9 protein-coding genes and 2 pseudogenes are annotated in these 11725 nt (G+C 63.9%); 10 read left to right on the top strand and 1 reads right to left on the bottom strand.

The features are described 5' to 3' along the window. The 5 genes and pseudogenes from AB3X89_RS37720 to paaK form a co-directional block, all read left to right on the top strand. Positions 1-131: pseudogene (locus AB3X89_RS37720) on the top strand (phenylacetic acid degradation protein); the annotation flags it as partial. A 44-nt stretch (positions 132-175) separates the two neighbouring features. After that, on the top strand, positions 176-1870 hold the full coding sequence (paaN, locus tag AB3X89_RS37715) for a phenylacetic acid degradation protein PaaN (protein WP_368587745.1): 1695 nt from the start codon (positions 176-178) through the stop codon (positions 1868-1870). Between the two features lie 66 nt (positions 1871-1936). Further along, a complete protein-coding gene (gene pcaF / locus AB3X89_RS37710; RefSeq protein ID WP_368587744.1) occupies positions 1937-3139 on the top strand; it encodes a 3-oxoadipyl-CoA thiolase in 1203 nt (400 codons plus the stop codon). 14 nt (positions 3140-3153) lie between these two features. Continuing rightward, entirely contained in the window at positions 3154-4713 is a 1560-nt protein-coding gene (locus tag AB3X89_RS37705) for a 3-hydroxyacyl-CoA dehydrogenase (protein ID WP_368587743.1), read from the top strand. Between the two features lie 37 nt (positions 4714-4750). Continuing rightward, entirely contained in the window at positions 4751-6076 is a 1326-nt protein-coding gene (gene paaK, locus AB3X89_RS37700; RefSeq protein ID WP_368587742.1) for a phenylacetate--CoA ligase PaaK, read from the top strand. Positions 6077-6162: 86 nt separating this feature from the next. On the opposite strand, the gene AB3X89_RS37695 is transcribed toward paaK, so the two are convergent. After that, the gene (locus AB3X89_RS37695) at positions 6163-6918 is read right to left on the bottom strand and encodes a TetR/AcrR family transcriptional regulator (RefSeq protein WP_368587741.1); all 756 of its coding nucleotides are present in this window, start codon (positions 6916-6918) and stop codon (positions 6163-6165) included. 248 nt (positions 6919-7166) lie between these two features. On the opposite strand from AB3X89_RS37695, the gene AB3X89_RS37690 reads away from it, so the two are divergent. From AB3X89_RS37690 to AB3X89_RS37670, 5 genes and pseudogenes are all read left to right on the top strand, one after another. After that, positions 7167-8090 carry a VOC family protein gene (locus AB3X89_RS37690; protein ID WP_368587740.1) on the top strand — a complete coding sequence of 308 codons (924 nt, stop codon included), beginning with the start codon at positions 7167-7169 and terminating at the stop codon, positions 8088-8090. Positions 8091-8143: 53 nt separating this feature from the next. Beyond that, the gene (gene bphD, locus AB3X89_RS37685) at positions 8144-8998 is read left to right on the top strand and encodes a 2-hydroxy-6-oxo-6-phenylhexa-2,4-dienoate hydrolase (protein WP_368587739.1); all 855 of its coding nucleotides are present in this window, start codon (positions 8144-8146) and stop codon (positions 8996-8998) included. Positions 8999-9104: 106 nt separating this feature from the next. Next, a complete protein-coding gene (locus AB3X89_RS37680; RefSeq protein WP_368587738.1) occupies positions 9105-10643 on the top strand; it encodes a bifunctional 3-(3-hydroxy-phenyl)propionate/3-hydroxycinnamic acid hydroxylase in 1539 nt (512 codons plus the stop codon). 96 nt (positions 10644-10739) lie between these two features. After that, the gene (gene mhpD / locus AB3X89_RS37675) at positions 10740-11528 is read left to right on the top strand and encodes a 2-keto-4-pentenoate hydratase (RefSeq protein ID WP_368587746.1); all 789 of its coding nucleotides are present in this window, start codon (positions 10740-10742) and stop codon (positions 11526-11528) included. Between the two features lie 13 nt (positions 11529-11541). Beyond that, positions 11542-11725: pseudogene (locus AB3X89_RS37670) on the top strand (acetaldehyde dehydrogenase); the annotation flags it as partial.

Below are 11725 nucleotides of genomic sequence, written 5' to 3'. Positions count from 1 at the left end.
TGCTCGAGGGCGAAGTGAAGATGGAAAAGAACTACACGCTCGAAGAACACGAGGTCCGCGACGGGTTCGTGCTGACGTGTCAGTGTCATCCGGTGAGCGACAAGGTCGTCGTCAGTTACGACGAACGATAAGCGCAAGCGCGTGACACCCCTGTTTTCGATCAGAGTTCCATCTCATGTCTCATTCACTGTTCAGTAAGCACCAGAAGACTCTCAACGAAGCGGTGGCCGCGATCCACACTCGCGGCTACTGGAGTCCGTTCAGCGAAATGCCGAGTCCCAGGGCATACGGCGAAACCGCCGCGGCCGACGGCGAAGCCGCCTTCAGACGTCATCTCGGTCAGCACTTCGAACTCGACCAGCCGAGCAACAACGGCACGGCCGGCAAGGAAAAATCGCCGTTTGGCTTGCAGTTGAACGTGCGGTATCCGAAGCCCGACGCCGACACCCTGTTCGCCGCTGTCGAAACGGCACAAGCCGAATGGCGAAAGGCAGAACCGAAGGCGTGGATCGGGGTCAGCCTCGAGATCCTCGCGCGACTCAACAAGGCAAGCTTCGAGATCGCGCACAGCGTGATGCATACCACCGGGCAGGCGTTCATGATGGCCTTCCAGGCGGGTGGGCCGCATGCGCAGGACCGCGCGCTGGAAGCGATCGCCTACGCGTGGAACGAACTGCGCCGTATTCCCGATGAAGCGTACTGGGAGAAGCCGCAAGGCAAGAACCCGCCGCTGATGATGGCAAAGCACTATACGGTCGTGCCGCGCGGCATCGGCCTCGTGATCGGCTGCTGCACCTTTCCGACGTGGAATAGCTACCCGGGGATGTTCGCCAGTCTCGCCACCGGCAACGCCGTGGTCGTCAAGCCTCATCCCGCTGCGATCCTGCCGCTTGCGATCACGGTCCGGATAGCACGCGAAGTGCTTGCCGAAGCCGGCTTCGATCCGAACGTCGTCACGCTCTTCGCCACCGACCCCGACGATGGACTGACCGTTCAGGCGCTGGCCACCCGTCCGGAAGTTCGTCTGATCGACTTTACCGGCAGTTCGGCCAACGGCTATTGGCTGGAACATCATGCGCGGCAAGCCTCCGTCTATACGGAAAAGGCCGGGGTCAACCAGATCATCATCGATTCGGTGGACGACATCGGGCCCGCCGTTCGCAACATCGCGTTTTCGCTCGCGCTGTACTCGGGGCAGATGTGCACCGCGCCCCAGAACATCTACGTGCCGCGCGACGGCATCAAGACGGCGCACGGCGTCATGTCGTTCGACGCCGTTGCGGCAGCGCTCGTCGAGTCGGTCAACAAGCTGACAGCGGATGCCGCCAAGGCAGTCGAAGTGACCGGAGCGATCCAGAACGCCGGTGTGCTGGCGCGCATCGAGCGCGCGCGCAAAGTCGGCACCTTGCTGCTCGACAGCCGCACCCTCGCCCACTCCGAGTGGCCGGATGCCGAAGTGCGCACGCCGCTGCTTGCGCGCCTGGACGCCCGCAAAGACGAAGCCACGTACGCGGCGGAATGGTTCGGCCCGATAGCGTTCGTCGTCGCGACGGACTCGACCGCCCAGTCGGTCGAACTCGCCGGCCGGATTGCCAGGACCCGCGGCGCACTGACGTTGTCGGTCTACAGCACCAATGAGGAAGTGGTCGACGCCGCCTACGAGGCAGCACTGCGCGGTGGCGTTGCGCTTTCCGTGAATCTGACGGGCGGCGTGTTCGTGAACCAGTCCGCGGCCTTCTCCGATTTTCATGGCACCGGCGGCAATCCGGCTGCCAACGCATCGCTCACCGACGCGGCTTTCGTCGCCAACCGGTTCCGCGTGGTCCAGGTCCGGCGCCACGTGCCGCCGAGCGAACCCGCCCATGTCTGATCGCATCACGCAACCCTGTTGCGGATGCAAAGCCTGAATCGTTCAATATCTCTACCGGAAAACACCATGACCGAAGCCTTTATCTGTGATGCCATTCGCACTCCGTTCGGACGTTATGCAGGCGTACTGAAGGACGTTCGCGCGGACGACCTCGGCGCCGTGCCGATTCACGCGCTGATGCAGCGCAATCCGTCGGTGGACTGGCAGCAGGTCGCGGACGTCCTCTACGGATGCGCGAACCAGGCCGGCGAGGACAATCGCAACGTCGCACGCATGTCCGCCTTGCTCGCGGGCTTGCCGATCGACGTCCCCGGCTCCACGATCAACCGCCTGTGCGGCTCGGGGATGGACGCGGTGGGCAGCGCCGCGCGCGCGATCCGCGCGGGCGATGGCGATCTTTACATTGCGGGCGGCGTCGAAAGCATGACGCGCGCACCTTTCGTGGTCGGCAAGTCGGCGACGGCGTTCTCGCGCTCGGCCGAAATCCATGACACGACGATCGGCTGGCGCTTCGTCAATTCGCTGATGCGCAGCCAGTACGGCGTCGACTCGATGCCCGAAACCGCGGAGAACGTGGCCGACGACTTCGGCGTGGACCGCGACTCGCAAGACCGCTTTGCGCTGCTCAGCCAGCAACGCGCTGCACGCGCTCAGGCCGACGGCACGCTGGCTCAGGAAATCACCGCAGTGCGCATTCCCCAAAAGAAGGGCGAGCCCCTCGTGGTCGATCGCGACGAACATCCGCGTGAGACGTCGCTCGAGGCGCTGGCAAAACTCAAAGGCGTCGTGCGCCCCAACGGAACGGTGACGGCGGGGAACGCTTCCGGTGTCAACGACGGCGCTTGCGCGCTGCTCATCGCAGGTGAAGAGGCAGCGAAGCGCAATCATCTGACGCCGCGCGCCCGCATCCTCGGTATGGCTACGGCGGGCGTCGAGCCGCGCATCATGGGCATCGGACCCGCACCGGCAACCGAGAAGCTGCTTGCGCGCCTCGGCATGACGCTCGACCAGTTCGACGTGATCGAACTGAACGAAGCGTTCGCGTCGCAGGGTATCGCGGTGCTGCGCCGGCTCGGCGTCGCGCAAGACGATCCCCGCGTCAATCCGAACGGCGGTGCGATCGCGTTGGGCCATCCGCTCGGCGCTTCGGGTGCCCGGCTGGTCACCACGGCGACCTACGAACTCGAACGCCGCAATGCACGCTTCGCGCTTTGCACGATGTGCATCGGCGTTGGCCAGGGCATCGCGATTGCAATCGAGCGCGTTTGAGCGGAGCCACTAGCATGTCGAACGCATTGAAGACTTCCACGATCGTCGGCATCGTCGGCGCGGGCGCGATGGGTGCGGGCATCGCCCAGGTGGCCGCGCTCGCCGGACACCGGGTCGCGCTGTTCGATCTCGATGCCGCTACGGTCGCCAAGGCCATTAAGGGCATCGCCTCGAATCTCGCGAGGCTCGTCGACAAGGGCCGCCTCGACGCGACGGCTGCCGCTCAAGCGAACGGAAGGCTGTTTGCGGTCGACCAGCTCGCCGCGATGCGCGATGCGGGGCTCGTCATTGAAGCCGTCGCCGAACGGCTGGAAGTGAAGCGCAAGATTTTTGCCGAGCTCGAAGAGCACGTGGACGACGCCTGCATTCTCGCGACCAACACTTCGTCGATTTCGGTCACGGCGATCGGTGCGACGCTGAAGATTGCTTCGCGCCTCGTGGGTATGCACTTCTTCAATCCCGCGCCCGTGATGGCGCTGGTCGAAGTGGTCAGTGGCCTCGCAACATCGCAGGACGTCGCGACCTGCGTGTACGAGACGGCCGCCGCGTGGGGCAAGACGCCCGTCTACGCACGCTCGACACCCGGCTTCATCGTGAACCGCGTGGCCCGTCCGTTTTACGCCGAAGGTCTGCGGCTTCTGAACGAGCAGGCAGCGAGTGCGGAGTCGATCGATGAGGTGATCCGCGAGGCAGGCGGCTTCCGGATGGGACCGTTCGAACTGATGGACCTGATCGGACACGACGTCAATTTCGCGGTCACCGAATCGGTGTTTCGCGCGTATTTCAACGATCCGCGCTTCACGCCGTCGTTGATCCAGCAGGAACTGGTCAACGCGGGCTTTCTGGGCCGCAAATCGGGACGTGGCTTCTACGAATATGGTCCGAACGCCACACGCCCGAGCCCGCGGCTCGCGCCGCCCACGGATTCTCCGCGGGTCGTCAAACTGTTCCCGCAGTCCGGCGTGATCGCGCGGCTTCAACAAAGGCTGCTGGATGCCGGGCTCGTTACAGCGACGATGCCCGAAACGGAACGCGTCGACGGTGTGGTCGCCCAGATCGACGACGCGCTGCTGCGACTGACCGACGGGCGCACCGCGACTCAATGCGCCCACGACATGAATCACGACAACGTGGTGCTCGTCGACCTGGCGCTCGACTACGCCGGCTGCAGCACGGTCGCGCTCACCCGTGCGCGGCAATGCAGCGATTCGGCCTATGCGGCTGTCGTCGGCGCGATGCAGGCGGCGGGCTACGCGGTCGTGCCGATGGCCGATGTGGCCGGCATGATCGTGATGCGGACCGTCGCGATGCTGGTGAACGAAGCGGCCGATGCAGTCAACCAGGGCGTGTGCACGGCCGCGGATCTCGACCTGGCGATGGAAAAAGGCGTCAACTATCCGTTGGGCCCGCTGCAGTGGGCGGATAACGCGGGCGTCGCTGTGTTCTCTACGGTGCTGAGCAATCTCTGCACCCATTACGGTGAAGACCGGTACCGCGTTTCACCGCTACTAGCCGCACTGTCGTGGTCGCGTGCGTCATGGCACGCCCGCCCTGCCATCGACAGCGCAGCCTGACTCGAATCAACCCAATTCCAGTATTCCGGAGACTCCCATGGTCCGACGCATCCCCCAATCCGACGAACTCGAATCGATCGAACGCGCCAGCCGCGACGAGCTGCAGGCTCTGCAACTGACGCGCCTCAAATGGTCCGTCCGCCATGCCTACGACAACGTGGCGCATTACCGCAAGGCGTTCGATGCCGCTGGCGTGCATCCGGACGATCTGAAGGAACTCTCCGATCTGGCAAAGTTTCCGACCATGACGAAGAAGGACCTGCGCGACAACTATCCCTTCGGTCTCTTCGCGGTGCCGCGCGACCAGGTGGTGCGTGTGCATGCATCGAGCGGGACCACGGGCAAGCCGACGGTCGTGGGCTACACGGCACGCGACATCGATACCTGGGCCGACATCGTCGCGCGTTCGATCCGCGCTGCCGGCGGCCGTCGCGGCGACACGCTGCACAACGCGTTCGGCTATGGCCTGTTCACGGGCGGGTTGGGCATTCACTACGGCGCGGAGCGGCTCGGCTGCATGGTGGTGCCGATGTCCGGCGGCCAGACGGAAAAGCAGGTTCAGCTGATCCGTGACTTCGAACCGTCGATCATTCTGGTTACGCCGTCCTACATGCTCAATCTCATCGACGAGATGACGCGGCAAGGGATGAATCCGGCCGAATCGTCGCTGAAGATCGGTGTCTTCGGCGGCGAGCCCTGGACCCAGGCCATGCGCAGTGAAATCGAAACGCGGGCGGGCATCGACGCGGTCGACATCTACGGCCTTTCCGAAGTGATGGGCCCCGGCGTCGCGGCGGAGTGCATCGAAAGCAAAGACGGCCCGGTGATCTGGGAAGACCACTTCTATCCGGAAATCATCGATCCCGTTACCGGCGAGGTGCTGCCGGATGGAAGCGAAGGCGAACTCGTGTTTACTTCGCTGACGAAGGAAGCCATGCCGGTCATCCGCTATCGCACGCGCGATCTGACCTCGCTGTTGCCGCCGACTTCCCGCGCGATGCGCCGGCTCGCGAAGATCACCGGACGCTCGGACGACATGCTGATCATTCGAGGCGTCAACGTGTTCCCGAGCCAGATCGAAGAGCTGATTCTCGCGATGCCCAAGCTGAGCGCGCAATATCAATTGACGGTCAAACGCGATGGGCATCTGGATTCTCTGGCCGTATGCGTCGAAGCGCGGCCGGAAGTCGGCGAGTCGTTGAGCGACCACGATCGCACAGCGCTCGCGAGCGAACTGCAGCATCGCATCAAGACGATGGTCGGCGTGTCGACGACGGTCTCGGTCGCGCTTGCCGGACATATTCCAATGACCGGAACCGGCAAAGCGAAACGCGTCGTCGATCTGCGGGGCGCGAACCTGTAAGCATCGATGATGGGCGCTGCGCGCGGGGTCCGCGCAACGCCGCTCCACGCGTTCAACGTCCCGTACACCAACGCCCCGAGGCCGAGTCAGCCAGCGATGCCGCCTTTTTGCACCGCTTTGCTTTTCGGCCGTTTCTCCGCCAGCCTGCCAGAGTCCTTCGCCGGTTTAGCCTCGCGCTTGCGCCCCGCTGCCCGTGTCGCTTCCCGGAACGACGCGGCACGCGCTTCGCCTAGCGCAATCAGCGCATCGGTGAGTTGCGCCATGTGTGTTTCCATCGATCTGTTGTCGCCAGATTGAAAGGAGACGAAAGCACCGTCGAAACCGAGCATGCCGAAATACGCCAGTTCATCGGCGACCGCTGACGCGGCGGCGTCGCCTTCAGCGCTGAACGCGCTGCGGATCATTTCCCGCATGTAGTCGCGGCCTTCGTTGCGTACCTCGACCACCGTCTGAATCGCCTCCGGCTCCGCGGCCTCGTTGCTCATCACCATGACGACCAGGAGGCGCAGGAAGTTCTCGCGGTGCTGAAACACCTCCCCCGTCTTCTTCAGATACCAGCCCAGACGCTCGCGCGACGTGCCGCCTTCGGGCGGATTCTGGTGAGCTTCGCGCATCGCGGCGAAGAAGCCCCGCGCGCCTTGGGCCATCACCTCCGCCAACAGCCCGGCCTTGGAGCCGAAATGATGATAAATCGCGCTCTTCGGGATTCCGGTTGCTTCGACCAGCGCCGACATCGACGTGCCGGTGTAGCCATAGGCCGACATCACGCGGGCAGCCGCGTCGAGAATTTCCTGGCGCGATCGCTGGCCGCGTCGATTGCCAATTTGCTGTGTGTTTTCCATCCCAAAAGTATACCGCTTCGCCCCCTTTTCTCACGTATTGGACCGATCGGTTCATTACTGGTTTGCCCTGGCTGTCTGCGATTGGACCGATCGGTACACTAATTCCAACTGTGGGAATGAGCCAGACCATCGTCCGGATTGGGCGTTGCTCCTCATCGCCCGATCGAGACACGGGCACGCACCGCAGAGTGCTTCGCAACATTTCCGGGCCAATGGCCCGTCATCAGAACTTGAACATAGGGAGAGCTATGCACAGCGTGTCGACACTGGGGTATATGGTCCTTGGCGTAAGCGACCTGGCAGCATGGGAGGGGTTCGCCGTCAACGTACTGGGTTTGCAGGTGGGCAGGCGCGTCGCCGGCGATTCGCTCGGCCTGCGTATGGATGACTACGAGCAGCGCTTCCTGTTGGTCAAGAGCGAGCTCGACGACTTCCTCGCCGCCGGCTGGGAATTCGAAACGGATGCGCAGCTCGACGCGTTCGTCGATCAGGCGCGTGCCCGCGGAGCAGGAGTCGTCGAAGCGGATCGCGAAATCGCCGAACAGCGCCGCGTAGCCCGCCTGTTCGTATGCCACGATCCCGACGGCATCAGCCACGAGTTCTATAGCTGCGCGTACCGCGCTCACACACGCGACGCGTTCCGCTCCTCGGTACTGCGCGGAGCATTCAGCACCGGACGCCTGGGTGCTGGCCACTTCGTAACCGTACCGAAGCAGAGTGCGCGCGCCAAGGCGTTTTGCCAGGACGTGCTCGGACTGAAGCTCAGCGACTCCATCACCGGTGAAGCCGCGCCGGGCGTGAACCTCGACGTGACGTTCTTTCACGCTCGCAGCGGACGTCATCACTCGATGGCGGTCGCGGACGTTCCGTTCCCGGTCCCCAAACGTATCCACCACATCATGGTCGAGTGCACCGACGCGAACGACGTCGGCCTCGCCTACGACCGCTGCAAGCAGGCCGGCGTGCCGATCCTGATGGAACTGGGCCATCACCCCAACGACCAGATGTTCTCGTTCTACATGATCTCGCCGTCCGGTTTCGCGATCGAATTCGGCGCGGGCGGCATCGTGGTTGACGACGACACATGGGAAATCAAGCGCTACTCCGAACTCAGCGACTGGGGACACAAACTGAATCCGCCGCCCGGCGCGCCCGCCCCCAACGCGCATTGAATCCCGACTCATCACCTAGCTTGACTGCAAGACCATATTCCTGGAGCCACAGCATGACCTTGACCGAAGCCAACACCAGCAAGTTCGTGACGATCAACGAACCTGGTCTCGAGAACTTCACAATCCATTTCAACGACGCCGGCCACGGCCCGGCCGTCGCCATGCTGCACGGCGGCGGGCCCGGCGCGAGCGGCTGGAGCAACTACTACCGCAATGTCGACGCGCTGGTGAACGCGGGGTTTCGAGTGCTGCTCATCGACAGCCCCGGCTTCAATAAATCAGGCGAGATCGTCAGCGACGTGCCGCGCAACCTGCTGAACGCGCGCGCGACCAAAGGGGTGCTCGACGCGCTCGGCATCGCCAACGTGCATCTCGTCGGCAACTCGATGGGCGGTGCCTCGGCATTGAGCTTCGCACTGGAGTATCCGGAACGCCTCGATCGCATGGTGTTGATGGGACCGGGCGCTCAGGGTCCGAGCATCCTCCAGCCTCAGCCGGGCGAAGGCATCAAACGCATGTTCAAGCTCTATGCGGAACCCACCTATGAGAACTTCGAGGCCATGCTCGAAGTGTTCGTGTACTGGCCTGGCGCAATCACCGAGGAGTTGCGCCGCGGACGCTGGAACAACATCGAGTCGAATCTGAATCACCTGAAGAACTTCATCGCGAGTTCGAAGCTTTGCCCCGTGACGACATGGGACCTGTCCGCACGGTTTCCGCAAATCGCTCACAAGACGCTGATCACATGGGGCCGCGACGACCGCTTCGTGCCTCTCGATCACGGCCTGCGCATGATCAATACCTTGCAGGATGCGCGACTCCATATCCTGCCGCAGTGCGGCCACTGGGCTCAGTGGGAACACGCCGACGAATTCAACCGCCTCGTCATCGACTTCCTGAATAACTAAAAAGCGGGCGACGGGCGGCGGTCGCCGTCATCGCGGGCCCTTGTGCTGCGAACACGCGCATCCCGCTGCCACCGTGAACATCCAGAATATCTAGTGGAGACAAGATATGACCAATGAGTACGACGCCGAGGTTGCCATCGTCGGCTATGGACCGACCGGCGTGATCGCCGCGCTGACCCTCGCGAAACACGGCATTTCCACCATCGCGTTCGAGCAACACAAAGACATTTACCAGCGTGCGCGCGCCGTCACCGTCAACGACTGGACGATGCGCATCTTCCAGAACCTCGGCGTCGACGAACCGGTCCTGAAGCAGATCGATCCGCAACGCGCGCTACGCTGGATGCGCTATGACGGCACCGAGATCTTGCGTATCGAGCACCCGCCTTCGACGCTCGGCATCAAGCCGCGCTTTTTCAACATCTATCAGCCGACGATGGAGTCGACGCTGCGCGAATGCGCGGCGAAGCACGCCGAGTACATCGACGTCCACTACGGCTTCGAAGTCGTATCGTTGGAGCAGGATGAAACCGGCGTCACGGTAACCGCAAAGGACCTCTCGACGGGCGAAACGAAACAGACCCGCGTGCGCTACGTGATCGGCTGCGACGGCGGCAGCAGTGCCACGCGCGGCAAGCTCGGCGTCAAGCTGCTCGGCGATACGCTCGACGTGCAGTGGATCGTGATCGACTGCCGCGTCAAGCGCTGGTGGCCGGACCGCAACCTGCTGACGTTCTGGTCCGACAAGGAACGGCCGGTGGTGGACATCGCGCTGTCTGGCGGCAACCATCGCTGGGAATTGCCGCTGAAGCCTACCGAGTCGGAAGCGGACTTCGCGACGAACGAAGAAGTCTGGCCGCTGCTGAAAGCACTCGGCGTCACCGAGGACGACGTCGAAATCCACCAGTATGCGTTCTATCGCCACCATACGCGGATGGCCGACAAGTGGCGTGTCGGGCGCGTATTCCTCGCGGGCGACGCGGCGCATCTGATGCCGCCCTGGGCTGGCGCGGGCATGCAAACCGGCATGCGCGACGCGTTCGATCTGGGCTGGAAGCTCGCTGGTGTGCTCAAGGGCACGCTGCCCGAGCAATTCCTCGACACCTACGAAACGGAACGCCGGCCCAATGCGGCGTTCTACACCGGCCTTGCCGTGCAACTCGGCCGCATCATCAAGCAGGAACTCTCCGAAGAAGAACAGGCCGCGCTCAACGCACCGCCTCCGCCCGACGCGCCGGAGCAGCCGCTCATCGCGCCGCCGGTGCTGGAAGCCGGCTGGCTGCGCGGTCCGCTCGCCAACGACAGCATCGTGGGCCGCATGGTGCCGCAACCCGTCGTCGGCGATAACCGCGGGGTGATGGCACGGCTGGACGACCTGCTCGGCGACGGCTTCGTGCTGCTCGGCGACGACGTCGATCCCGCCACGCTGCTCTCGCCCGCTGAAAAAGCGGCGTGGGACCAGCTCGGCGCCCGCTACATCGCTTTGCGCCAGCAGGATCAGCACACCAAGGGCTGCGACGAATTCGTCGACCTCGACGGCGTACTGCGCCCATGGTTGCGCAAGTACGGTGCGCGCGCAGTCGCGCTGCGCCCCGATCGCTTCGTCGCCTGCGCCGACGTCAGCGGTCTTGCGGTTCCTGCCTGACACGCCGCACTAAGTGACATCGGTCGACGAACGGGTAGGCGACGAATGCCGCCTACCCGTATCCCGACACGCCTCAACCCAGGGAGAAACATGAACATGCATGATGCCAACGTCGTCAATGCGCTGGCCTCGCGTCTGCGCAACGCTGAAGCGTCGCGCCAGACCATCTCGCCCGTACGCGGAGATATCCCCGTCGACGACATCGCTACCGCTTACGCAGTGCAGCAGGCGAACGTCGATCTGCGCGTCGCGAACGGCGAGCGCATCGTCGGCCGCAAGATCGGTCTGACGTCGCTCGCCGTGCAGAAGCAGCTTGGCGTCGATCAGCCGGACTTCGGCGCGCTGTTCGCCGGCATGGCCTACGGCGACAGTGAACCGATGCCGCTGTCGAAGCTGATCCAGCCGAAGGTCGAAGCCGAAATCGCGCTGGTGCTCGAACACGACCTCACGCACCACAAGCACACGTTCGTGGACATCCTGCGCGCCAGTGCGTACGCATTGGCCGCGATCGAGGTCGTGGACAGCCGCATCGAGAACTGGGACATCCGCTTCGTCGATACGGTGGCGGACAACGCGTCGAGCGCGCTGTTCGTGCTCGGCAGCCGGCCGGTGCCGCTGTCGCGGATCGACCTCACCGCGTGCGCGATGACGCTGTCGCGCGACGGCGAAGTGCTCTCGCGCGGCAGCGGCGCGGCGTGTCTCGGCAATCCGCTGAACGCCGCCGTGTGGCTCGCGGATCGCATGGTCCAGTTGGGCACGCCGCTGCGCGCCGGCGACGTCGTGCTGACCGGCGCGCTTGGCCCGATGGCCGCCGTCAAGGAGCCGGGCACTTACTGCGCGCAGATCGAAGGCCTCGGCAGCGTGCGTGCGACGTTTACCGCTTGAATCAGGACTCAATATGGCCTCCGAAAAACTGAAAGTCGCGATCATCGGCTCCGGCAACATCGGCACGGATCTGATGATCAAGATCATGCGCAACGGCCGGCATCTGGAGATGGCGGCGATGGTCGGCATCGATCCGAACTCCGACGGTCTCGCGCGCGCCGCGCGGCTTGGCGTCGCGACCACGCATGAAGGTGTCG

The organism is Paraburkholderia sp. BR14320 (assembly GCF_040948665.1).
In the GTDB taxonomy this organism is placed as follows: Bacteria; Pseudomonadota; Gammaproteobacteria; order Burkholderiales; family Burkholderiaceae; genus Paraburkholderia; species Paraburkholderia youngii.
Note: the sequence above shows the minus strand (reverse complement) of the source record. Positions and strands in the feature narration are given on the sequence as shown.